Origin of the sequence: Paracoccus suum (genome assembly GCF_003324675.1) — a bacterium.
Lineage (GTDB): Bacteria > Pseudomonadota > Alphaproteobacteria > Rhodobacterales > Rhodobacteraceae > Paracoccus > Paracoccus suum.
This window is the reverse complement of the sequence record NZ_CP030918.1, coordinates 806,551-830,000: the sequence shown is the minus strand read 5'-3', so window position 1 is coordinate 830,000 and position 23,450 is coordinate 806,551. Positions and strand designations below refer to the sequence as shown.

At 67.1% G+C, this 23,450-nt stretch carries 22 protein-coding genes and 1 tRNA gene (1 of these 23 running past the window's edge); 6 read left to right on the top strand and 17 right to left on the bottom strand.

From position 1 onward, the window contains the following. Positions 1 to 203 carry the end of a DUF302 domain-containing protein gene (locus tag DRW48_RS03965; RefSeq protein ID WP_114075289.1) on the top strand. 244 nt of this gene lie to the left of the window's left edge, so 203 of the gene's 447 nt are visible here — the last part of the coding sequence; its start codon lies off the left edge, out of view; the stop codon is at positions 201 to 203. Between the two features lie 73 nt (positions 204 to 276). Here the strand turns inward: DRW48_RS03965 and clpB are convergent, their stop codons facing one another. After that, the gene (clpB, locus tag DRW48_RS03960) at positions 277 to 2,907 is read right to left on the bottom strand and encodes an ATP-dependent chaperone ClpB (protein ID WP_114075288.1); all 2,631 of its coding nucleotides are present in this window, start codon (positions 2,905 to 2,907) and stop codon (positions 277 to 279) included. A 174-nt stretch (positions 2,908 to 3,081) separates the two neighbouring features. Between clpB and pyrF the strand changes: the two genes are divergently transcribed. Beyond that, positions 3,082 to 3,762, top strand: a complete 681-nt coding sequence (pyrF, locus tag DRW48_RS03955; RefSeq protein ID WP_114075287.1) for an orotidine-5'-phosphate decarboxylase — start codon at positions 3,082 to 3,084, stop codon at positions 3,760 to 3,762. 81 nt (positions 3,763 to 3,843) lie between these two features. Here the strand turns inward: pyrF and DRW48_RS03950 are convergent, their stop codons facing one another. The 4 genes from DRW48_RS03950 to DRW48_RS03935 are packed head-to-tail and all read right to left on the bottom strand — an operon-like array spanning position 3,844 to position 6,263. Then, entirely contained in the window at positions 3,844 to 4,269 is a 426-nt protein-coding gene (locus DRW48_RS03950) for an NUDIX domain-containing protein (protein ID WP_114075286.1), read from the bottom strand. Continuing rightward, positions 4,259 to 4,540, bottom strand: coding sequence for a hypothetical protein (locus tag DRW48_RS03945; RefSeq protein WP_241963366.1), 282 nt, complete (start codon positions 4,538 to 4,540; stop codon positions 4,259 to 4,261). Before DRW48_RS03945 ends, DRW48_RS03950 begins: the two co-directional genes overlap by 11 nt. Next, on the bottom strand, positions 4,537 to 5,409 hold the full coding sequence (locus DRW48_RS03940; RefSeq protein ID WP_114075285.1) for an SPFH domain-containing protein: 873 nt from the start codon (positions 5,407 to 5,409) through the stop codon (positions 4,537 to 4,539). The genes DRW48_RS03945 and DRW48_RS03940 overlap by 4 nt, the downstream gene beginning before the upstream one ends. An 11-nt stretch (positions 5,410 to 5,420) precedes the next feature. Continuing rightward, positions 5,421 to 6,263, bottom strand: coding sequence for an N-formylglutamate amidohydrolase (locus DRW48_RS03935; RefSeq protein WP_114075284.1), 843 nt, complete (start codon positions 6,261 to 6,263; stop codon positions 5,421 to 5,423). A gap of 197 nt (positions 6,264 to 6,460) precedes the next feature. Between DRW48_RS03935 and DRW48_RS03930 the strand changes: the two genes are divergently transcribed. Together DRW48_RS03930 and ykgO are read left to right on the top strand one after the other, a co-directional pair. Beyond that, positions 6,461 to 6,535, top strand: a tRNA-Val gene (locus DRW48_RS03930). 80 nt (positions 6,536 to 6,615) lie between these two features. Then, positions 6,616 to 6,741, top strand: a complete 126-nt coding sequence (gene ykgO, locus DRW48_RS03925; protein ID WP_114075283.1) for a type B 50S ribosomal protein L36 — start codon at positions 6,616 to 6,618, stop codon at positions 6,739 to 6,741. Between the two features lie 70 nt (positions 6,742 to 6,811). On the opposite strand, the gene DRW48_RS03920 is transcribed toward ykgO, so the two are convergent. From DRW48_RS03920 to DRW48_RS03880, 10 genes are all read right to left on the bottom strand, one after another. Beyond that, positions 6,812 to 7,936: a peptidoglycan-binding domain-containing protein gene (locus DRW48_RS03920; protein ID WP_114075282.1), complete on the bottom strand. Its 1,125-nt coding sequence runs from the start codon at positions 7,934 to 7,936 to the stop codon at positions 6,812 to 6,814. A gap of 25 nt (positions 7,937 to 7,961) precedes the next feature. Further along, positions 7,962 to 9,197, bottom strand: a complete 1,236-nt coding sequence (locus DRW48_RS03915) for a phenylacetate--CoA ligase family protein (RefSeq protein ID WP_114075281.1) — start codon at positions 9,195 to 9,197, stop codon at positions 7,962 to 7,964. An 11-nt stretch (positions 9,198 to 9,208) separates the two neighbouring features. Further along, the gene (locus DRW48_RS03910) at positions 9,209 to 10,039 is read right to left on the bottom strand and encodes an ABC transporter ATP-binding protein (protein WP_114075280.1); all 831 of its coding nucleotides are present in this window, start codon (positions 10,037 to 10,039) and stop codon (positions 9,209 to 9,211) included. A 69-nt stretch (positions 10,040 to 10,108) separates the two neighbouring features. Continuing rightward, the gene (locus tag DRW48_RS03905) at positions 10,109 to 11,395 is read right to left on the bottom strand and encodes an ABC transporter substrate-binding protein (RefSeq protein ID WP_114077339.1); all 1,287 of its coding nucleotides are present in this window, start codon (positions 11,393 to 11,395) and stop codon (positions 10,109 to 10,111) included. A gap of 35 nt (positions 11,396 to 11,430) precedes the next feature. Next, positions 11,431 to 12,507: a branched-chain amino acid ABC transporter permease gene (locus DRW48_RS03900; RefSeq protein ID WP_114075279.1), complete on the bottom strand. Its 1,077-nt coding sequence runs from the start codon at positions 12,505 to 12,507 to the stop codon at positions 11,431 to 11,433. 63 nt (positions 12,508 to 12,570) lie between these two features. Then, positions 12,571 to 13,554 (bottom strand): branched-chain amino acid ABC transporter permease, encoded by a 984-nt coding sequence (locus DRW48_RS03895; protein WP_114075278.1) that lies wholly within the window; start codon positions 13,552 to 13,554, stop codon positions 12,571 to 12,573. Then, positions 13,554 to 13,727 (bottom strand): hypothetical protein, encoded by a 174-nt coding sequence (locus tag DRW48_RS15845; RefSeq protein WP_162784668.1) that lies wholly within the window; start codon positions 13,725 to 13,727, stop codon positions 13,554 to 13,556. The genes DRW48_RS03895 and DRW48_RS15845 overlap by 1 nt, the downstream gene beginning before the upstream one ends. Next, a complete protein-coding gene (locus DRW48_RS03890) occupies positions 13,720 to 14,562 on the bottom strand; it encodes an ABC transporter ATP-binding protein (RefSeq protein ID WP_114075277.1) in 843 nt (280 codons plus the stop codon). Before DRW48_RS03890 ends, DRW48_RS15845 begins: the two co-directional genes overlap by 8 nt. After that, positions 14,559 to 14,927, bottom strand: coding sequence for a VOC family protein (locus tag DRW48_RS03885; RefSeq protein ID WP_114075276.1), 369 nt, complete (start codon positions 14,925 to 14,927; stop codon positions 14,559 to 14,561). Before DRW48_RS03885 ends, DRW48_RS03890 begins: the two co-directional genes overlap by 4 nt. Further along, positions 14,924 to 16,867, bottom strand: a complete 1,944-nt coding sequence (locus tag DRW48_RS03880) for an AMP-binding protein (protein WP_199286191.1) — start codon at positions 16,865 to 16,867, stop codon at positions 14,924 to 14,926. The genes DRW48_RS03885 and DRW48_RS03880 overlap by 4 nt, the downstream gene beginning before the upstream one ends. A gap of 233 nt (positions 16,868 to 17,100) precedes the next feature. Here DRW48_RS03880 and DRW48_RS03875 point away from each other — a divergent pair, with 233 nt between their 5' ends. Then, a complete protein-coding gene (locus DRW48_RS03875) occupies positions 17,101 to 18,978 on the top strand; it encodes a PAS-domain containing protein (protein WP_114075274.1) in 1,878 nt (625 codons plus the stop codon). Further along, the gene (locus DRW48_RS03870) at positions 18,968 to 19,705 is read left to right on the top strand and encodes a response regulator transcription factor (protein WP_114075273.1); all 738 of its coding nucleotides are present in this window, start codon (positions 18,968 to 18,970) and stop codon (positions 19,703 to 19,705) included. The genes DRW48_RS03875 and DRW48_RS03870 overlap by 11 nt, the downstream gene beginning before the upstream one ends. 9 nt (positions 19,706 to 19,714) lie before the next feature. On the opposite strand, the gene DRW48_RS03865 is transcribed toward DRW48_RS03870, so the two are convergent. Together DRW48_RS03865 and DRW48_RS03860 are read right to left on the bottom strand one after the other, a co-directional pair. Next, on the bottom strand, positions 19,715 to 21,676 hold the full coding sequence (locus DRW48_RS03865; protein ID WP_114075272.1) for a bifunctional 2',3'-cyclic-nucleotide 2'-phosphodiesterase/3'-nucleotidase: 1,962 nt from the start codon (positions 21,674 to 21,676) through the stop codon (positions 19,715 to 19,717). 132 nt (positions 21,677 to 21,808) lie between these two features. Beyond that, entirely contained in the window at positions 21,809 to 23,257 is a 1,449-nt protein-coding gene (locus tag DRW48_RS03860) for an aldehyde dehydrogenase family protein (protein ID WP_199286190.1), read from the bottom strand. Positions 23,258 to 23,450: the final 193 nt, after the last annotated feature.

Here is a 23,450-nt window from a genome sequence, read left to right as displayed (position 1 = left end):
TCACCTTCTGCTCGGCCACGGTATCGCGCGCTGTGATGGAACGTGACCCGTCCAACATCCAGTTCTGCCCGTATTCGATCTATGTGTACGAAACGGCGGACGCGCCTGGAAAAGTCATCGTCGGACATCCCGACTACGCGGCTCACGGCGTTCCCGAAGTGAGCGAACTGATCGAGAAGATCGTCAAGGCCGCGGTCGAGTAAGCTGCCGCCGCGACCTGCCGCATAATGTAAGACCCCGGCCAAATGGCCGGGGTCCATGGCTTTGCTCTCGCGCTTACTGCAGCGGCACGCCCGCCGGCCGATCACCGGCCGAGCCGAGTGGAGCGTTCTTGCCCACCCGGTTGCCGACGATCAGGCCCTCAGGCCCCGCGGTAATCGGCACGGTCTCGCCGTCCAGCACCGCACCCGACAGCAGCATCTCGGCCAGCGGGTTCTGCAGACTCCGCTGGATGACGCGCTTTAGAGGGCGCGCGCCGTAAACCGGGTCATACCCCTCGTCCGCCAGCCATTTCAGCGCCTGGGCGTCCAGGTCCAGATGGATGTTGCGGTCGGCCAGCCGGCTCTCGAGGCCCAGCAGCTGCAGCTTGACGATGCCGCTCATGTTCTCGCGCGTCAGGCGGCGGAAGATGAGGATCTCGTCCAGCCGGTTCAGGAACTCCGGCCGGAAATGCGCCCGCACCGCAGCCATCACCTGCTCGCGCGCATCGCTCGAGTCGGAGCCCTCGGGCAGTGTCGACAGGGCCTGCGCGCCGAGGTTCGAGGTCAGGATGATAAGCGTGTTCTTGAAGTCCACGCGCCGGCCCTGGCCATCGGTCAGGATACCGTCGTCCAGCACCTGCAGCAGCACGTTGAATACATCCGGATGCGCCTTTTCGACCTCGTCGAACAGGATCACCTGATAGGGGCGACGGCGCACGGATTCCGTCAGCACGCCCCCCTCGTCATAGCCGACATAGCCGGGCGGCGCACCGATCAGCCGGCTGACCGCGTGCTTCTCCATGAACTCGGACATGTCGATGCGGGTCATCGCGTCGTCATCATCGAACATGTATTCGGCAATCGCCTTGGTCAGCTCGGTCTTGCCGACGCCGGTCGGGCCGAGGAACAGGAAGCTGCCGAGCGGACGGTGGGGGTCGTTCAGCCCCGCCCGCGCTCGGCGGACCGAGTTCGCGATGGCGGTCACGGCCTCGTTCTGGCCGAGCACGCGGCGGGCCAAGACCTGCTCCATCTGCAGCAGCTTGTCGCGCTCGCCCTCAAGCATCTTGGTGGTCGGAATGCCGGTCCAGCGCTCGACCACCTCGGCGATCTGCTCGGGGCGCACGGCCTCCTCGACCATCGGGCCCTCGTCGCTGCCCTCGGAATCGGCCAGCTTCTTCTCCAGCCCCGGGATGATGCCATAGGACAGCTCGCCGGCCTTGCGGAGGTTGCCCTCGCGCTTGGCCTGGTCCAGCTCGGCGCGGGCGCGGTCCAATTGCTCTTTCAGGCCGCGGGTGCCCTCCAGCTTGTCGCGCTCGGCCTGCCAGCGGGCCGTCATCTCGGCGCTGCGCTCCTGCAGGTCGGACAGATCCCGCTCCAGCCGGCCAAGACGGTCCTTGCTGGCAGCGTCATCCTCTTTCTTCAGTGCCTCGGCCTCGATCTGCAGCTGCAGGATCTGGCGGTCCAGCTGGTCCAGTTCTTCCGGCTTGCTGTCGACCTCCATCCGCAGCCGCGAGGCGGCCTCGTCCATCAGGTCGATGGCCTTGTCGGGCAGGAAGCGGTCGGTGATGTAGCGATTGCTCAGCGTTGCCGCCGCCACGAGTGCAGAGTCGGTAATCCGGACGCCGTGGTGCAGCTCGTACTTTTCCTTGATGCCGCGCAGGATGCTGATCGTGTCCTGAACCGTCGGCTCCTCGACCATGACCGGCTGGAAGCGGCGGGCGAGGGCGGCGTCCTTCTCGATATACTTGCGATACTCGTCCAGCGTAGTGGCGCCGACGCAATGCAACTCGCCCCGCGCGAGCGCGGGCTTGATCAGGTTCGCGGCATCCATCGCGCCATCGGTCTTGCCAGCACCGACCAGCACATGCAACTCGTCGATAAACAGGATGATCTCGCCGTTGGCGGACTCGATCTCCTTCAGGATGGCCTTCAGCCGCTCCTCGAATTCCCCGCGATACTTGGCGCCCGCGATCAGCGCGCCCATGTCGAGGGCCATCAGCTTCTTGTTGCGCAGGCTCTCGGGGACGTCGCCATCGACGATCCGCAGGGCGAGGCCCTCGGCGATGGCGGTCTTGCCGACGCCGGGCTCGCCGATCAGGACGGGGTTATTCTTGGTGCGGCGCGACAGCACCTGCATGGCACGGCGGATTTCCTCGTCGCGGCCGATGATCGGGTCGATCTTGCCCTCCGCGGCGGCGGCCGTCAGGTCGCGCGCATATTTTGACAGCGCCTCCATTGTGTCCTCGGAGGAGGCACTGTCGGCGGTGCGGCCCTTGCGCACATCATTGATGGCAGCGTTCAGAGCCTGCGCGGTGACCTTGCCAGCCTCCAGCGCGTCGCGGGCCCGGGTGTTCACCATGGTCAGCGCCATCAAGATGCGCTCGACCGGCACGAAACTGTCGCCGGCCTTCTTGGCAATCTTTTCAGCCTCGTCCAGCACCCGGACGAGCGAGGTGTCGATATAAACCTGCCCCTCGCCGCCCTGCACCTTGGGCAGCTTGTCGACGGCCGTGGTGACCGCATCCGCAACGGCGCGCGCGTTGCCGCCAGCGCGGGTGATCAGGTTCGCGGCCAGTCCCTGATCGTCGTCCATCAGTGCCTTCAGCAGATGCTCGGGCATGACGCGCTGATTGTTTTCACGAATGGCGATCGTCTGGGCGGCCTGAATGAAACCGCGCGAGCGCTCCGTGAATTTTTCCATATCCATGAGATGTCTCCTCGATAGCCCCAGTCGTCCGGCCACCCGCTGCGGCATGGCTCTGACTGGTCTCGCCTCGACAGATGGGATCTGCCAATCGGCATTCCAAGGCCGAACGGCCTTTCACGCGCCGAGGTTCCGTGCAAAACCCCCGACCGTTTGCCACGAACGCAGGGGACCACGATGGACGAGCGATTGATTGTTGCACTGGATGTGCCGAACGCCCTCGCGGGGCTCGAGGTGGCGGGCGCCATCGGCGATGCCTGCGGCTTTTACAAGATCGGCCTCGGCATGCTGACTGGCGGCGGTCTGGCCTTGGCGAACGAGCTGAAGGCAGACCACGGCAAGCGCATTTTCATGGACCTGAAGCTATATGACATCGGCGCCACGATTGAGGCGGCAGTGCGGGGCCTGGCGCAGTTCGACCTGGATTTCCTGACCGTCCATGGCGATCCGCATGTGGTACGCGCCGCGCGCGAGGGGGCTGGGGGCTCTGACCTCAAGATCCTCGCGGTGACGGTTCTGACCTCGCTCGACCGGGCCGATCTGGATGCCGGGATGATGCGCGAGGGCGATCTGCACGATCTGACCGTCGAGCGGGCGGCCCGCGCCTTCGAGGCAGGCGCCCATGGCGTGATCGCCAGCCCGCGCGAGGCGGCCGCCATCCGCGCCCTGCCGGGATCGGGCCTGATCGTGACGCCGGGGATCCGCCCGGCCGGCGCGGACGCCGGCGATCAGAAGCGGATCGAGACACCGGCCGCTGCGATCGCCGCCGGGGCCGATCATATCGTCGTTGGCCGCCCGGTCTGGCAGTCGTCCGACCCGCGCGCTGCGGCTGAGGCGATCCTGGCAAGCCTGCCGTAAACGTCGGTCCTTGCCCGAACGGCGGACCATAGGCGGCGCCACCGGCGTTCTTGGCCGATCACGACATATATGGTGCCAACACTATGTCGCGGGCGCCTTTGCCAGCATCTCGGAGACAATCACCCGGTAATGCGGGACCGCCTTTGGGTGGGCGATGAACTCAGCCACCGGCATCAGCAGCAGCATGTCGCCTTCGTCGCCCAACCGCGCGCTTGCCGCCTCGGCCTCGGTGATCTCAGCGTGGAAGTACCAGCCAACTCCCCGGCGGTGGGCCAGCGGTCGTCCCTCGCCCGTCAGTCGCGCAGGATCGATCTGCAAGCCGGTCTCCTCCAGCAGCTCACGCAGCGCGCAGTCGAGCGGCGTCTCCCCCGGCTCGGCCCCGCCACCCGGCAAATCCCAGCAGCCGGGCCACTGGATGGTCGGGATATCGTCTCGGCGCAGCACCAGCAGCGCATCGCCGCAGGTCAGGATGACCTTGGCGCCGCGAAAGGCTCCCTCAATCGTCATTGATGTCCCGCCGCCAGATACGGACCTGCCCCTCGCGCGGGGTAGAAAGGCGCCGCAAGCCCAACCAGACCGCGCCCGAGAGCAGCGCCACCACGACCAGCGCCCCGGGCAGGCCGCCGCCCCACAGTCCGGCGAGTAGCACCAACCCCATCAGCGCGACCGCGATCGCGGTGCCGAGAAACAGGTAGCCGGGGAGCGCCAGTTCAACCAGCGCCAGCACCAGCGCGACCGCCAGCCACAGCCACCCGTTGTCCCAACCGGGGGCCATCATGCCCGGCCCGCACCGCGACCAAGGCGCCCCAGCGCATCGGCAAAGGCATCGACCGCCGTTGCCGGCAGGATCACCGTGCGCTGACCCGCACCCTGCGCGACCTCGGACAGCGCCTCGATCTGCTTCATGCCCAACTGGTATTGCGCCGCCTCCAGGCCGCCGTCGCGGATTGCCGCCGACAGCGCGTTGGTCGCATAGGCCTCGGCATCGGCCAGGATGCGGCGCGCCTTGGCCCGCTGCTCGGCGGCATACAGATCGGCATCGGCGCCCAGTTCGACCGCGCGGCGCTTGCCCTCGGCCTCGGTCACCTGCGCGCGCCGCGCGCGCTCGGCGTTCAGTTGCTGCAGCATGGCCGAGCGGGTGGCGGCGTCCAGGTTGACGTCGAGGATCTCGGCCCGCGTGACCTCGATCCCCCAGTCATCGACGACGCTGGCGAGGCTGGTCTGAATCCGTTCGATCAACTGGGCCCGGTTGGACTGCACGCGGTCCAGCTCCATCGTCCCGATCTCGGAGCGCACGATCCCCGCCACGGTCGTGGCGATGGCGGCGTCCACGTCGCGGATGCGATAGACGGTCTTTTCCGGCTCGAGGATGCGATAGAACACGCTGGTTTCGACCTGCACCAGCACGTTGTCTGCGGTGATCGCGTCCTGCTTGCTGGTCGGCAACTGCCGCTCGAGGATCGAGATGCGGTGCGCCACGCGGTCGATGAACGGCACGATCAGGTTGATGCCCGGCCCCAGGACCGCGCGCAGCCGGCCAAAGCGCTCGACCACGTATTTCTCGGATTGCGGGACCACGCGGACCGCCATCATGACGGTCGCGAGGATCACGAATGCCAGCAGGGTCAGTGTCCAGCCCTGTTCCATCGCCAAACTCCCTATTCTGCGGCCATTGCGCCCGGCGCTGCGGTCAGCGGCGCGATCGCGCGTGCCAACTGACCCGCCAGACGGTCGAAACCTTCATGCGGCGCCAGCCGCGCCTCGTCCATATAAAGCGAGCGGTCGACCTCCAGCTGGACAACGTGCCGCTCGCGCCCCGGATCGCCATAGGCGACGGCGACATAGGCGCCGGCGAAGGGCGCGTTCAGCCGCACGGACAGGCCCTGCTCCTCAAGCCCGGCCCGCAATTGCTGCCGCAGCCAGCCGCCGGCCGACCGGCCATAGCGGTCGCCCAGCACCACCTGCGGGCGCGGCACCAGATGCGACAGCGCCTCTCGCGGCATGGAATGCATGTCGATCAGCAGCGCACGGCCGAACCGCGCCACCGCCTCGTCCATCAGCGCCGCCAGGGCGTCGTGATAGGGCTGCCAGGCCGCATCCAGCAGCGCTTCGGCCTCGGCCGCGGACATGCGCCGATGAAAGATCACCCGGCCTTGCGCCACGACCCGCGGAATGACGCCAAGTCCGGCCTGGGTGCGCGGATTGCCTGGCTTTGGCAGTCGCGCACCCTCCACCACCAGGGGGTCCAGATCGTCGCGCCCGCGATTGAGGTCGACGACCGAGCGCGGCACGCGCGCCGCAAGGACCACCGCACCGGACGCCTCTGCCGCGGTGCGGATCAGACGGTCGACGAAAGCGTCCTCCGAGCTGCGCAGCGTCATGATGTCGAGACGGGTGCGCGACAGAAACGAATCGGGATAGTCCCGTCCCGAATGCGGCGAGGCGAGGATCAGCCCGCCGCGCCATTTCCGAGGTCGTTCGAGGAGGAAGGTTTGGTCCAACGGGCCGTCCTTGCCAGGCGGGCTCGCCGCCCGTTGGTGGCATCATAACCAAGCCGCGCCCGGGGCCAACCCGCGCCTGCCAAAAACCGTTGCATCAGTTGCGCGCAGGGACTTGCATGCCTCGCCGGCTGCTTTTATAGACACGCGACCGACGCGAGTTCCGCGCAGCTTTCGGGTGGCGGGGGTCGCGGTCTGACGGGCGGTTAGCTCAGCGGTAGAGCACTACGTTGACATCGTAGTGGCCACTGGTTCGATCCCAGTACCGCCCACCATTTTCCGCGGCCCCCGGCCTTTCCGGGGGCTTTTGGTTTCACGGCGCAACCATCTGGGCGCGCAACGAAGGATGAGAGCGATGAAAGTTCGCAACTCGCTGCGCTCGCTGAAAGAGCGTCACAAGGATTGTCAGATCGTCCGCCGCCGCGGCCGTCTCTACATCGTCAACAAGACCAACCCGCGCTTCAAGGCCCGCCAAGGCTGATTGACCGGCACGGAATGATCGGGCCCGCGACAGCAATGTCGCGGGCCCTTTTCATATTGTGCACCTCAACTCAGCGGGCGCTGCGCCGCAACCGGGCGACCTGGGCCGCATCCAGATATCCGGTCGCTGGAAGGCCGGCACCGCCCTGCCAGCGACGGATTGCCTCCCGCGTGCCGCTGCCAAAGGCGCCATCCGTGCCGCGCGTGTCAAAACCCAACCCGGTCAGGATGCGCTGTAGTTGGCTACGCTCGCCCAGTGACAGGTTCAGCGCGATCTCTGCCACGGCAGCATGGGCGGAATCGCTGCCCTGCGCGGGCGCCGCAGAGGTCGTGGTCGCGGGTGTCGAAGCCTGCGCCGGCGGCGTGCCGCCAAGCTGGGTGATCCGCTGGGCGGCGACACCGGCATAGCGTCCATTGGGAAAAGCCGTGAGGAAGTCCTCATAGGCCTTGACCTGACGCAGGGCGGCGGCGCGCACCCAGGCCTCGGCCTCGCCGGGCAGGGCGGGCGCCGTCAGGCCGCCGGCACCGGTCGGCGTCGCAGTCGGGGCGGCGGCAGCGGCGCTCGGGGAGCCTTCCAGCGAGGCGGCCGCAGTGCCGGAAACGAGGCGCAAGGTCGGCTCCGCCAGCAGCACAGCGGCGACGTTGGTGCGCGGGCCGGTCAGGCCCTCGACTGCGCGGGCGATGGCGTCGGGCGGGCCGGCGATGACGCTGACACCGGCAACCCCGCGCATCTGGCCGACACCGGCCTGCAGCCGCGGACCGGGCGCGGGGCCGCCCGGTGTTTCGGCCAGCAGCAGGACGCCGCGCCGGCTGCCATCTCGCATCAGCGTCACCAGATGACCGACCGAGATGCCGTCGCGGTCGGCAAAGGCCAACCCGCGCGCCCCGGCGTCGCTCGCCATCAGCCAGGAATCGCCGCCAGCGTTCACGAAGCGCCCTGACAGCAGGACCAGCCGCGCACCAGCTGCCGGATCGGGCGCCTGCAGCACCTCCAGCGGTCCCGGCAATTGCGCCGCTTTCAGGTCGCTCGCCGTCGTGGTGGTCATGCCTGCAGCCTTCAGTCGCGCGGCGATCTGCGAGATATCGAGCGGCGCCCCCGGGCCTGGCTGAGCGATCACCACCGCTCGGTCCTCGGCCGCGGCGGGTGCAGCGCAAAGCGCCGCCAGCAGCGCAAATCCCGCGATCTGGCGTATCATCCGGCCCCCTTTCGGCGCGGCCGTCTCAATCGTAGCGGCGCCGGTCCTCGATCACCCGGCCGTCGTTCGGCAGCGATCCCGGCGGCACGATCTCGACCCGGCCCTTCAGCTTCAGTGCCTCGAGCACCGATCCCTCGTACAATGCCGGGTCTGCGGCGCGGGTTTCAAGCTGCACGGTCATCACGTCCGCCTCACCGGCGCGATCAGCGATGACCCGCGCTCGCGCCACCTCCGGATGCCGGGCAATCAGGGCGGCGACCTGTTCCGGGCGCACGAACATGCCCTTGATCTTGGTGGTCTGGTCGGCGCGGCCCATCCAGCCGTTGATGCGCAGCCCCGTGCGCCCGCAGGCCGAGGTGCCCGCCAGCACCGCGGACAGATCGCCGGTGGCAAAGCGGATCAGCGGATAATCCGGGTTCAGGGTGGTGACCAGCACCTCGCCCACCTCGCCCTCGGGAACCGGATCGCCGGTGCCGGGCCGCACGATCTCGACGATGACGCGCTCGTCCACGATCATCCCCTCGCCGGCACCGCCCTCAGGCTGTTCGGATTCGTAGGCGATCAGGCCCAGATCGGCGGTGGCATAGCACTGGAAAGTGGCGATACCAGCCTCGGCATAAAGCGCGCGCAAGCTGGGAAACAGCGCGCCGCCGCCCACAACCGCGCGGGTGATGCCCAGCCGCAAGCCCTGCTCGCCCGCCTTGTCCAGCAGCACTTTCAGGTAGTCGGGGGTGCCGGCATAGACCGTGGTGCCAAGATCGGCCGCGGCCCGCAGTTGCAGCTCAGTCTGGCCCGTGCCGGCCGGAAAGACCGCCGCGCCTACCGCGCGCGCGCCGCTGTCGAACATCTGGCCGGCGGGCGTCAGATGGTAGGAAAAGCAATTCTGGACCACGTCGCTCTTGACGATCCCGGCGGCGGTCAGGAACCGGCCCATGCGCCACCAGTCGCTGTCGAGGCGCCCCGGCTCGTAGATCGGGCCGGGGGACTGGAACAGGTGATCGAACTCGTGCGCATGGCGGGTGGCATAACCCCCCAATGGCGGGCGTCTGGCCTGCGCCTCGACCAGATCGGATTTGCGCAGCACCGGCAGGCGGGCCAGGTCGGCCATGCTGCGCACGTCCTCCGGCTCGACCTCGCGCAGGCTGCGGGCGAGGGTGGGCGCGCGCTTGGCATTTGCCAGCGCCTCGGCGAGGGCGAGGGGCAGGTCGGCCGCGCGCTCGGCCGCGCTGCGGGTTTCCAGATCGTCGTAATAGAGGCTCATGCCCGGGTCCCCTATGCCAGCCAGCGCTTGCGGCGGCGGTAACTGCGCACATCGCGGAACGACTTGCGACCCTCGTCGCCGACGCCCAGGTAGAATTCCTTGACGTCTGGATTCTCGCGCAGCGCTTGGGCCGGGCCGTCCATCACCACCCGGCCGCTTTCCAGGATATAGCCGTAATGGGCATAGCGCAGGGCGACGTTGGTGTTCTGCTCGGCCAGCAGGAAGGTCACGCCCTCGCCCTCGTTCACCGCCTTGACGATCTGGAAGATCTGCTCGACCAGCTGCGGGGCGAGGCCCATCGACGGCTCGTCCAGCAGGATTGTTTCGGGGCGGGACATCAGCGCCCGGCCCATGGCGACCATCTGCTGCTCACCGCCCGAAGTGTAACCCGCCTGCGAGCGTCGCCGCTCGCGCAGGCGCGGGAAATAGTCATAGACCATTTCGAGGTCCCGCTTGATCGCCGCGCTGCCATCAGCGCGGGTATAGGCGCCCGTCAGCAGGTTCTCCTCGACCGTCAGATGCTCGAAGCAGTGCCGCCCCTCCATCACCTGAATGACGCCGCGGCTGACCAGCGCCGCCGGGTTCAGGTCGGCCACGTCGTCGCCGCGATAGCGGATCGTGCCCTTGGTGACGGCTCCGCGCTCGGAATGCAGCAGGTTGCTGATCGCCTTCAGGGTCGTGGTCTTGCCGGCGCCATTGCCGCCCAGCAGCGCGGTGATGCCGCCCTTGGGGACCGACAGGCTGACGCCCTTCAGCACCAGGATGACGTGGTTGTAGATCACCTCGATGTTGTTGACGTCGAGCAGGGCCTCGGCGTCGGGGCGGGGTGCAGCGTCCAGCATGGTGTTGCCCTTTGGCGGGTGGAACCCGGCGGCAGTGGCGCCGCCGGGGGTCGTTGCGGATCGCCCGCGTCAGTCGCAGGCGCGAGGCGTAATGCCAGCTTCCTTGGCATAGGCCTCGCTGTCGGCGGCGATCAGCGGCTCCAGCACTTCCTCGTCGGGCTGGATGAAGTCGGTGATCAGGTTCCACTTGCCGGCCGTCGCATCCCACTGCTGCAGCCGGGCCATGCCGGCCCCGCCGTGGTTGGCGCAGCTCAGCTTGATCGGCTGGCCAAAGCCCGGCAGCCCCAGCTCGGCCATGCGCGCCTCGGTGATGTCGAGCGCCTCGAATCCGTCGCGCAGCTGTGCTGCGTTGATGTCGGGCGTGCCCGCAAGCTCCTGCGCCTTGCGGATCGCCTCGCCGATGATCAGCGCGGCATAGACGCCGCGCGAATAGACCGCGCTGCCGACGAACTTGCCGCCCTGCGAGGCCTTGCCCGGATCGACCACGAACTTGGTCAGGTCGGCATAGAACGGGTAATCGGTGCCGACGCCGTTGAAGGTCAACGACTTGTAGCCATTGGCTGCGGCACCGGCGGCCTGAACGTCAACCTCGCCGCCCGACCACCAGATGCCGATGAAATTCTCCATCGGGAACTTGATATTGGCCGCTTCCTGAATGGCCGCGGGGTTCATCACGCCCCAGCCATACATGATAACGTAATCAGGCTTGTCGCGGCGGATCTGCAGCCACTGCGATTTCTGCTCCTGGCCGGGTGCGTCGACCGGCAGTTCGGACAGGGTAAAGCCGTGCTTCTTGGACAGCTCCTGCAGGGTACGGATCGGCTCCTTGCCATAGGCGCTGTTGTGATAGAGCAGCGCGATTTTCTTGCCCTTCAGGTCACCCCCGTTCTGGTCGAGCAGGTATTTCACCGCGACCGAGGCGCCGTCCCAGTAATTCGCCGGGGCGTTGAACACCCATTCGAACACCTTGCCGTTCTTGGCCGAGGTACGGCCATAGCCGGGGGTGTAGAGGACCTTGCCATCGGCCGAGGCCTTGGGGATCAGCTGGTAGGTGATGCCGGTCGACATCGGGTTGTAGATCAGCGCGGCCTCGGACTTGGTCGCCTCGTAGCACTCGACGCCCTTTTCGGTGTTGTAGGCGGTCTCGCATTCCGGGGTCAGGATCTTGGCCCCGCCGATGCCGCCATCACGCTCGTTCAGCAGGGTGAAGTAGTCGTTGAAGCCGTCGGCATACTGGGTGCCGTTGGCGGCATAGGGGCCGGTGCGATAGCTCAGGTGCGGCAGCGTCAGGTCGGCGAGGGCCGGCCCCGCGATCAGCGCGGCGGCGGTCGTCAGGGCAGCAAGTGTCATCTTCATCGGCTTCTCCTCCCAGAGATTTTTCTTGCAGGCAATCAGTGCGGGAACGGCCACAGGCGCAGCTTTTCCTTGGTCAGGCGCCAAAGCTGAGCGAGGCCATGCGGCTCGGCGATCAGAAAGATCACGATCAGGCCGCCGACGATCATCAGCTCGATATGGGCCGCCAGATCGGTCGGCCAGCCAAAGCCGCCCACCAGCAGGTTCTTTAGCGCGACCGGCAACAGCACCATGAAGGCAGCGCCGGCGAAGCTGCCGAAGATGCTGCCGAGGCCGCCGATGATGACCATGAACAGGATCAGGAATGACTTGTTGATGCCAAAGGCCTCGCCGACCTCTGCCGCGCCCAGGTAGACGGCAAAGAAAAGCGCCCCGGCGATGCCGATGAAAAAGCTGCTGACGCCGAATGCAGTCAGTTTCGCGGTCAGGGGGTTCACGCCGATGATCTCGGCCGCGATGTCCATGTCGCGGATCGCCATCCATTTGCGGCCGGTCATGCCGCGCGTCAGGTTCCGCGCGATCCACGCCACCACAAAGGCAAAGGCGAGGCAGATCAGATACTTGGCGGCGGGCGTCGCCAGCGGTCCGGTGACCATCCAGCCAAGTACCGAGCGGTCCGGCGCGTTGATCTGGCCCGAGGCGCTGTAGTTGTAGAACCACGGCACCTTGTTGAAGAGCCAGACCAGAAAGAACTGCGCCGCCAGCGTCGCCACGGCGAGGTAGAAGCCCTTGATCCGCAAGCTGGGCAGGCCGAACAGCATGCCGACCAGCGCGGTGATGCCGCCGGCGGCGATGATGTGAAAGACGATGTTGATACCGGGAAAGGCGACCGACAGCTTGTAGACCGCATAGGCGCCGACCGCCATGAAACCGCCGGTCCCGAGGCTGAGCTGTCCGGCGTAGCCGACGAGAATGTTCAGCCCAATCGCCGCAATGGCATAGATCAGGAAAGGCACCAGGATGGCGTTGGCCCAGTAGCCGTCGATCACGAACGGGACCACCAGCACGGCGACCGCCATCAACAGCCGATACGCCCAACGGTCCAGCGCCAGTGGAAAGGTCTGGCTGTCCTCGCGGTAGCTGGTCTTGAAGTCGCCCGCCTCACGATAGAACATCAGCGCCTCCCCCTGGGTGCTGATCGCGGCTCTCGCCGTTGCAGTGCGGGCCCTGGATCACCCTCACACCCTCTCAATGATGCGCTCGCCGAACAGGCCCTGCGGGCGGAACACCAGGAACAGCAGCGCCAGGACATAGGCGAACCAGTTCTCGGTCGCGCCGCCGATCATTGGGCCGACGAAGTACTCGAACAGTTTTTCACCGACGCCGATGATCAGCCCGCCGATGATGGCGCCGGGAATCGAGGTGAAGCCGCCCAGCATCAGCACCGGCAGCGCCTTCAGCGCGATCAGCGACAGGCTGAACTGCACGCCCGATTTCGTGCCCCACATGATCCCCGCGACCAGTGCGACGAAACCGGCGATCGACCAGACCAGCACCCAGATGAAGCGCAGGCTGATGCCGACCGACAGGGCTGCCTGATGATCGTCCGCCACCGCGCGCATGGCGCGGCCCTGCTTGGTGTATTGCGAGAACAGAACCAGCGCCGCGACCAGCGCCGTTGCTACCGCGGTCGCCACCAGGTCCAAACGGTCGATGAAGAACCCATAGCCGAAGGCACGGTCGGTCCAGCCCTCGATCGTCTCGCTGACCCCTTGCGGGATGCCGATGTCGAGGGTCTTGACGTCCGCCCCCCACATCACGTCGCCCAGCCCCTCGAGGAAATAGGCTAGGCCGATGGTCGCCATGAAAAGGATGATGGGCGGCTGGTTCACCAGATGGCGCAGGATCAGAATGTTGACCGCCCAGGCGACTCCAACCATGACCGCCGCCGTTAGCACGATCGCCAGTGCCGATGGCACCGTCCAGCCAAAGTGGTCCAGATGGCCGCCGGTGATGGCGTTGATCAGGTGCGCGAATGGCACCTGCCCTTGCTGGATGCCGACCAGCGTCAGCGCCGCAAAGAGACACAGCACGCCTTGGGCATAGTTGAACACGCCCGAGGCCTTGTAGATCAGCACGAACCCCAGCGCGACGAGGGCATACATCACCCCCGCCATCAGGCCATTGGCGACCACTTCGGCGGCGTAGAGGAGTTGGTCCATCAGCGAACGCCTCCCATCCGCTGAAGCATCGCCGCCAGCGCGAGATGCGTCATGCCGAACCCGACCAGGACGGCCCCCAGCGTGAACTGGATATCCGAAGCGGACAGCATCCCGATCAGCACGCCCATGACCAGCTCGGGCAGGGCCACGATGATCAGCAGCCACCTAATCATGCGCCACCCCCAGATAGGCGTCGATCACCGCCTGGTTGCCGCGCACCTCATCTGGCGTGCCGTCACCGATCTTGCGGCCGTAATCCATCACGACGACCCGGTCGGACAGGTCCATGACCACGCCCATGTCATGCTCGATCAGGGCAATCGTGGTGCCGAACTCGTCGTTCACGTCGAGGATGAAGCGGCTCATGTCCTCTTTCTCCTCGACGTTCATGCCGGCCATCGGCTCGTCGAGCAGCAACAGCTTTGGCTCAGCGGCCAGGGCGCGGGCCAGTTCGACACGCTTTTTCAGACCGTAGGGCAGGCGGCCGACCGGGGTCTTGCGGATCGCCTGGATCTCAAGAAAATCGATGATCCATTCGACCTTCTCGCGGTTGGCGTTCTCTTCGCGCTCGGCTGCGCCCCACCATAGCGCCTGTGGAAAAAGGCCGGCGCGCATATGTGTCAGGCGCCCGGTCATGATGTTGTCGAGGACCGACATCCCGTCGAACAGGGCGATGTTCTGGAAGGTGCGGGCGATCCCCAATCGGGCGATCTGATAGGGTTTCAGCGCCGACCGCCGCTCGCCGCGGAACCAGACCTCGCCCTCGCGCGGGACGTAAAAGCCTGAAATGACGTTCAGCATCGAGGATTTGCCAGCGCCGTTCGGGCCGATGATCGCCCGGATCTCGCCCTGGCGGATGTCGAAGCTGATGTCCTTGATGGCGGTCACGCCGCCGAACTTCAGAGTGATGTTGCGCAGGTCCATAAGCACGGGGCCGATGCGGCGCCCATCCGGGGTGAGGCCAGCCGGCAGCCCCTCGGCCTGTGTTACATTCGCGGGCGCCGTCATGCGCGGTCCCCGCCGTGCCAGACGGCCTCGATATTGTTGCCATCGGGATCGAGGACGAAGGCGCCGAAATAACCCGGGTGATAGTCGCGCGGGCCGGGCGTGCCGTTGTCGCGTCCGCCGGCGGCCAGCGCGGCTGCGTGAAAGGCGCGCACCTGCGCCTCGTCCGTCGCGGTGAAAGCCAGATGCACCCGGCTCGGGCCGTTTTCGTCAGCAGTCTCGACATAGAGGGCGCCAGCCTCGAAGGCGGTTTCGCCCTGCCATTCGATGCCGCCGCCGAACGCTTCGAGCACTGCGGCATAGAATGCGCGGCTGGCGGCGAAGTCCGCGACGCGCAGGTGGACGTGGTCGATCACGGGCGCGCTCATGCGGCGGCCCGCGCGGCGTCTACGCCAGGCGCCACGGGAAAGACGCGGGCATCCTCCAGATGCAGGGTCGCCTTCAACTTGCCCTTGCGGCCGTCCTCATAAGTCACCTCGGTTTCCGTATATACGCTGCTGCGCCCGTCGTAGAGCGCCTCGATCAGGTCGGCGAACTTGTCCGAGATCACGCCCCGCTTGACCTTGCGGGTGCGGGTCATCTCGCCGTCGTCGGCGTCCAGTTCCTTGTGCAGGACCAGGAACCGCGCGACCTGGCAGCCCGACAGGATGGGATCGCTGGCGAGGCTTTCGTTCACGGCCTCGATATGGCCGCGGATCGTGGCATAGACGCGTGGATGGGCCGCCAGCTCCTGGTAGCTCGCATAGGCGATATTGTTGCGCTCGGCCCAGTTGGCGACCGCCGTCAGGTCGATGTTGATCAGCGCCGTGCAGAACTCGCGTCCATTGCCCAGCACCACCGCCTCGAGGATGTCGGGATAGAACTTGAGCTTGTTCTCGACATATTTCGGCGCGAACAGCGCGCCATTGGCCATCTTGCCGACATCCTTGGCGCGGTCGATGATCCGCAGATGTCCGGTCGCCGCGTCGATAAAGCCGGCATCGCCCGTCGCAACCCAGCCTTCGGCATCCTTGGTCGCGGCGGTGCTTTCGGGGTTGCGGTAATATTCCACGAAACTGCCGGGGCTGCGATAGAATACCTCGCCCGAGGGGGCGATCCTGAGTTCGACTCCCGGTGATGGCACGCCGACCGTATCGGGGCGCACCTCGCCGTCGGGTTGCTGGGTGATGAACACGGTCGCCTCGGTCTGGCCGTAAAGCTGTTTGAGGTTGATCCCCAGGCTGCGATAGAAATCAAAGATCTCCGGTCCGATCGCCTCGCCTGCGGTATAGCCGACCCGCACCCGCGACAGGCCGAGCGTGTTCTTGAGTGGCCCGAACACGAACAACCGCCCGAGGCCATAGGCCAGCCGGTCCATCGGCCCGACCCCGCGCCCGTCAAGGATCGCCGGGCCCACGCGCCGGGCCAGCGCCATGCCGCGGCGGAACATCCAGCGTTTCACCCGTCCAGCGTCCTCCATGCGGATCATGACGCTGGTCAGCTGCCCCTCGAACACGCGCGGCGGGGCGAAGAAATAGCTCGGCCCGATCTCGCGCATGTCGGTCATCATCGTCGACGGACTCTCGGGGCAGTTCACGCAGAAGCCGCACCACAGCGCCTGCCCGACCGAGAAGATGTAATCTCCGACCCAGGCCATCGGCAGGTAAGCCAGCACGTCGTCGCTGGCCCCGAGGTTGTCGAAGGCGGCGCTGGCCCGGGCAGTCTCGATCACGTTGCGGTTCGACAGCACCACGCCCTTGGGCTTGCCGGTGGTGCCCGAGGTATAAAGCATCACGCAGGTACTGTCGGCGCCAAGTGCGGCGATGCGGGCGTCCAGCTCAGGCCGAAGACGCGCCTCGGCGGCCAGGCCGGCCGCCTGCACGTCTGCCAGCCAGCTGAGGCGCTTGTGGTCGTATTTCCGCATGCCGCGCTTGTCGGTGTAGATCATTCGGGCGATTCCGCTGCCGGCGGCCTCGGCCTCGATCACCTTGTCGACCTGCTCCTGATCGCCGGCGATGACAAAGCGGGCATGGCAATGGTCCAGCACATAGGCCAGTTCCGCCGCGACCGCGTCCTGGTAGAGGGGCACCGGCACTGCGCCGCACATCTGCGCGGCCAGCATCGCCCAATAATGCGCCGGCCGGTTGCGGCCGATGATCGCGACATGCTCGCCGGGCTGCAGACCAAGGTCCAGCAGGCCCAGCGCCAGCGCGCGGACCTCGGCAGCCGCTTCGGCCCAGGTCCAGCTTTGCCAGATGCCGAATTCCTTCTCGCGCCAGGCCGGACGGCCGGCGTGCAGCGCAACATTGCGCGCCAGCAGCCCCGGCATCGAGACGGGAGCGTTGCCGCCGTCGGGCGCGATGATGGCGTCGGCACGGGCGGCCGGCGTCGCATGTGCAGTCATCCTGTCCCCCCGGACGGGCGGCACCCCGTGCCGCTGCAGCTGTCCGGCGCAAAGCTCCCCCATCGCGCCGGACCTGAACCAGTCTAGGGGCAATCCTAACCTTGATGTTGCCCGATCCTAACGAATTGTTACAACGGGGTGGGACACGGGGAAAATCGATGCCGAGCGATGCCGCAACCCGCGCCGCCCTGACCCAGTCGGGCCTGAACCTGATCCCGCAGGCAATCTCGATCTTCGATGCCAATCTGCGGCTGGCGGCCTGCAACCGCAGCTACCGGGTGATGTTCACGCTGCCCGAGGAACTGACCGTGCCCGGCGCGTCGTTCGAGGACACGATCCAGTTCCTGGTCGAGCGCGGCGAATATGGCGCGGTGCCCGATATAGAGGACGCCGTCCGCCAGCGGGTCGATCAGGCCCGCACCTTCCAGCCCCATTACATGGAGCGGACCCGCGCCAACGGCCGCACCATCAGCGTCGAGGGCGCGCCCCTGTCCGAGGGCGGCTGGATCGCAGTCTATACCGACATTACCGACATCCGCCGCCACGAGGCGATGCTGCGCGCCCGCTCGGACGAATTGTCGGGCCAGGTGCTGGACCACACCGAACGCCTGTCGGCCGCCAACCGCGCGCTGGCCGCAACCAACGCCGCGCTGGAGGAAGCCAAGCGCGTGCTGACCGAGGCCGAGGCGCGCACCCGCCATGTCACCGCCATGGTGCCCGCCCATATCGCCCATATGGACGCCGCCCATCGCTACACCTTTTCCAATAACCAGCTGTCCGAGGTGTTTCCCGGCGCTGCGCATCAGGTGATCGGCCTGACCGCCGCCGAGGCGCTGGGCGAGGCGACCTGGGCGCGGATCGCGCCACAGATGGAGCGCGCGCTGGCGGGCGATCCGCAGGTGTTCGAGATCACGCACGAGCCATCGCTGCGCCGGGTGCGCGTCGCGCTGACGCCGGACCCCGGCGGGCCGGGGGTCTATATCCTGTCGACCGACGTCACGGCCGAGGTGCAGGCGCGCGAGGCGCTGACCCATGCCGCGCGACGGGCGCTGGGCGCGCAACTGACCTCGGGGTTGGCACATGATTTCGGCAACCTGCTGACGATCATCCTGGCGCTGCAGGACCGGCTGGCGCGCGCGACACTGCCGCAGACGGCGGCCGATGACGTCGCCGCCACCATCGCCGCAGCGCGACGCGGCACGGCGCTGCTGTCAGGACTCGCGGCCATCACCGCGCCGCGCCAGATTGTCACCCGGCCGACCGACCTGACGGCGCTGCTGTCGGACCTCGCCGCCATGGCGCGACCCAGCCTCGGCGCGGGCACGACCTTGGAGCTTGCTCTGGAGCTGCCGGGCGGACCGGCCATGATCGACCCCGGCCCGCTGCAGGACAGCCTGCTGAACCTGATCTTCAATGCGCGCGACGCCATGCAGGCGCAGGGCGGCGGGCAGGTGACCTTGGCCGCGCGGCTCGCCGGCCCCTGGCTGGAGCTATCGGTCACCGACACAGGGCCCGGCTTCGCCCCCGGCACGATTGAGCAGGCGACGCAGCCGTTCTTTACGACCAAGACCGGGCAGGGCAGCGGCCTGGGCCTCAGCATGGTCTATGACCAGACCAAGCTGGCAGGGGGCACGCTGCGGCTGCGTAACACCGGCACGGGCGCGCGCGTGACGATTCGTCTGCCATGGCGGCCGGTGATGCCGCGCATGGTCCTCCTGGTCGACGACGAGGCAGCGATCCGCGCCCAGGTCCGCGACTGGCTGACCGCCATGGGCCATGCGGTGATCGAGGCCGCGAGCCTTTCCGAGGCGCGAGATCTGGCCGACCTGCCGGGGCTGTCGCTGGTGCTGTCCGACCTGCAGCTGGGCGATGGCCTTGGGCTGGAGCTGGCCGGCGGCCCGCTGCCTGCGCTGCTGATGACCTCGCTGCCGCCCGAACATCCCCTGCGCGCCGGGGCGAGGGTTCCGGTGCTGCAAAAGCCGCTCGACCCCGCCACGCTCGCCGCCGCCCTGACGGAGATTCCCGATGCCCGCTGACGCCGCCCCTCTGGTCGCGGTCCTCGATGACGAGGCCGAGTTGCGCCGCCTGACCTGCACCGCGCTGGAGGAGGCGGGCTTTCGCACTGCAGCCTTTGGCCGCGCCACCGAGTTCGAGGCCGCCTTGCGCCGCATGTCGCCGGACGCGATCCTGATCGACCTCGGCCTGCCGGACCGCGACGGCCTGGCACTGGTCCATCGCCTCGCGACCGAGACCGGGGCCGCGATCATCATCATCTCGGGTCGCGCGCAGCTGCAGGACCGCATTACCGGGCTGGAGCTTGGGGCGGACGATTACATCGCCAAGCCGTTCGAACTGGCCGAGGTCGTTGCCCGCGTCCGCGCCCGCCTGCGCCGTCCCGCCGCCAGCCGCGACAGCGCGCCGCTGCGCCAGCAGGCCAGGTTCTCGGGCTGGGCGGCCGATTTCGACCGCTATGCTCTGATCGCGCCGGACGGCACCGAGGTGCCCTTCAGCCATGCCGAGGCCGAGGTGCTGCGCCTGTTCCTGGAAAGTCCGCGCCGCCTGATCACCCGCGCGCAGATGCTGGAGACATTGGGCGGCGCCGCTGGCGAGAGCTTTGACCGCGCCATGGACGTGCGCATCTCGCGCCTGCGCGGCAAGCTGAACGAGGATTCCAAGAACCCCCGGCTGATCAAGACGATCTACGGTGCGGGGTATATTTTTCTGGGCGAGGTGGCGTGGGCAAGCGCAAGCGGCACCAGCTAGGACGCGCCGTCAGAGCATCAGCCGATAGGTGACAAAGCCGCCCTCTGCGTCGCCGACCTTCTCGAGCACCAGCTTTTGTTCGGCCACATAGCGATCGGCGCCCGGTCCGGTCTCGAAGGTGACGCTGGTGGCCGGCATCGGCACGAAGCCCCAGTTGCCATCGGCCGACGGGTTGATCGTGCCCTGGTCGACGATGAACCGCACGACCACGTCGCGGTTCGTATCCGGTCCTTCGAACATGATCGTGGTGCCATCCGCGCCCGGGAAACTGCCGCCGCCGCCGGCACGATAGTTGTTGGTCGCAACGATGAACTGCGCGGCCGGATCGATCGGCTTGCCGTCGAACGCCAGATCGACGATCCGGCTGGCCTCGGGGTTCAGCGCCTCGCCCTTGGGACCGAACTTCGAGGGCTGCGACAGGTCGATCCGGTAGGTCACGCCGTCGATGACATCGAAGTTGTAGCTGGGGAAGTCGGTGTCCAGCAGCGGCTGGTCGGCCTTGCCGGGGGTGATCTGGTTGAACATCCCGGCACTGCGCTCCAGCCAGTCCTTGACCTCGGCGCCGGTAATTTTCACCGCACGGATGGTGTTCGGGTAGAGGTACAGGTCGGCGACGTTCTTGATTGCGACGTCGCCGGCTGAGACATCAGTATAGTAATCCGCCCCGCTGCGGCCGCCGGCCTTGAACGGCGCCGCCGCCGAAAGGATCGCCAGGCCTTGCCATTGCGTACCCTGCATCATCTGCCGGATGTACCATTCCTGCGCCTGGCTGACTATCTGGACGCTGGGATCGTCGGCGACCTGCGCGAAATAGCTGTAAAGCGGGGCCGAGGTCTTGCCCACCGGCCGGCGCACATAATCCAGCGTTGCCTCATGTTCGGGCTGCACGGCCTCCTCGATCCGTGCAACGCTGGCGACCAGCGGGACGACCTTCTTGTCGGCATCGCGCTCGTAGATCGGGCGCGCCTCCGAGGTGTGGCTGACAACCGTCCAGCGATCCCCCGACCGCTCGAGCAGCAGGTCGACCAGCCCCATGTGGCTGCCCCAGAAGCCAGCCATCACGCCGGGCTTGCCACTGATCGTGCCCTTTTCGCGGTCGACGCCCTCGGTGTCCGCGAAATCCTCTCCCGGAAAGACGAGGTGCTGGTGCCCGGTCAGGATCACGTCGATGCCGTCGACAGTGGCCAGCGGGACGGCCGCATTCTCCATCATCGGCTCGGCGGTGGCGCCGGCGATCCCCGAATGGCAGAGCGCGATCACCAGATCGCAGCCCTCGGCGCGCAGCTTTGGCACCCAAGCCTCGGCCGTCGGCACGATGTCGCGTGCCGTGACCTTGCCTTCCAGATGGTTGCGGTCCCACTGCATGATCTGCGGCGGAACAAAGCCGATCAGGCCGATGCGGATCGGGTGTTTGGCGCCCGCGCCGTCGGTCAACTCGCGGTCGAGGATGACGTAGGGCTTGACCAGCGTCTCATCCTCGGTCGGCGTCGCCCCCTCCTTGGTCGCCACGTTGGCGCAGACGATGGGAAACTCGGCTCCGAAGATGCAGTCGTCGAGGAACTGCAGGCCGTAGTTGAACTCGTGGTTGCCCAGCGTTCCGCCGTCATAGCCGAGCACGTTCATGGCCGAGACGATGGGGTGCATCAGCCGCTCGGTCATGCCGCGCTCGTAGGCGATGAAATCGCCCATAGGATTGCCTTGCAGGAAATCGCCGTTGTCGAGCAGGATCGAATTGCCTGCCTCGGCCCGCACCTGCTCGATCAGCGCTGCGGTGCGGGCGAGGCCCACGGTGTCGACCGGCTTGTCGGCGTAATAGTCGTAAGGCCAGACGTGCACATGCAGGTCGGTCGTTTCCATGATCCGCAGATGCGCCTGGTTCGCAGCGGCGCGGGCCGCATAGGGGTGCAGCGCGATCAGGGCTGCACCGGCGGCCGTGCCGGACAGAAATCCGCGGCGCGAGAGGGGGGACATGGCGAGGCCTTTCGACGGTGAACTGGCGGCAAGGCTAGCACGCCGAGGATGACGGACAAACGACGAGGCGCGGGCCGTTACTGCCCGCGCCTGCTTGTTTCCGAGGGCGGCCTTGACGCCGCCCCATGTGGCTCAGGCCTTGGCCGCGGTATCCCAGCCGCTGATGGCCTTGCTGTCGGTAAACTCCTCAAGGCCCATCACCCCGCCCTCGCGGGCACGCCCCGAAGCCTTGACCCCGCCGAACGCGCTGCCATCGCCGCGCGATTTGCCATTCATCTCGACCATGCCGGCCTTGAGTTGCCGCCCGAGGCGGTTGCGGCGCGCGCCGTCCTGGCTCTGCACATAGTTGGTCAGGCCGTAGATCGTGTCGTTGGCGATGGCGACCGCTTCCTCCTCGGTCTCGAAGGGGATGATCGACAGCACGGGGCCAAAGATTTCCTGCTGGGCGATGGTCATGTCGTTGCTGACATCCGCGAACACGGTCGGGCGAACGAAATAGCCGCGGTTCACGCCCTCGGGCAGGCCGGTGCCCCCGGCGACCAGACGTGCCCCCTCGTCGATCCCGGCCTGGATCAGGCCCTGGATCTTGTCCCACTGCTGCTTGCTGACGACCGGGCCGATGTGGCTGCCGGCCTCGTGTGCGCTGGCGACGGTGGTTTCCTCGGCGACGCGCTTGGCGGTCTCGATCGCCTTGTCGTAGACGCTGCGCTCGACCAGCATTCGGGTCGGGGCGTTGCAGCTTTGCCCGCTGTTGTAAAAGCAATGCTTGGCGCCGCGCTCGACCGCCTTTTCGTCGGCATCGGCAAAGATCAGGTTGGCACCCTTGCCGCCCAGCTCCAACGCAACCTTCTTGAGACTGTCGGCCGCGGCCTTGGTGATCGCGATACCGGCGCGGGTCGAGCCGGTGAAGCTGATCATGTCCACGTCCGGATGAACGGATAGCTGGGCGCCGACACCGACGCCATCGCCGTTCACCAGGTTGAAGACGCCCTTGGGCAGCCCGACGGAATCGACCACCTCGGCGAACACCATCGAGGACAGGGGCGCGATCTCGGACGGCTTCAGCACGACAGTGTTGCCGCCCATCAGCGCGGGGATGACCTTCAGCGTCACCTGGTTCATCGGCCAGTTCCAGGGCGTGATCAGCCCGACCACGCCCACCGGCTCGTACGCGATCATACTACCCGGGGCATGATCGCCCAGCGGCTTGATGAACTCGAACTTCTCGGCGGCCGTGATGAAGTTCTTGATGTGATAGCTGCCGGCGCCGGCCTGGTCGGCCAGGGCCATGTCGGCCGGGGCGCCCATTTCCATCGTCATCGCCTGGGCGATGTCCTTGGCGCGCGCGTTATAACCGGCCTCGATCTTGCGGATATATTCCAGCCGCTTGGCCGGCGGCAACGCTGCCCAGCCGGGCTGGGCCGCCTTGGCGGCCGCGACGGCGCGGTCGGTATCGGCTTGGCTGCCGATCGAGATGACGGCGACCGCCTCCTCGGTGGTGGGGTCGATTACCTCCAGATCGTTAGCCGCCGTCGGGGCGACCCACTCGCCATTGATGTAGAACTTACGCTTGTCCAGCAGATCGGCCATGATCCCCTCCATTTCGGATTTCGGGCAAAGCGTGGCAGGCGCACCCGCCGGCCGCAAGGCCGGTCTGGCTGGCATTGCGCCGCGTGCCGGTGGCAGTCTGCCCGGGCCAAAGGGCAACTGGAACCGGGCGGCGGCGTGGACTATGTTGCCGCCACGGTCCCCGCATTCCGAAAGGATGTCCAAA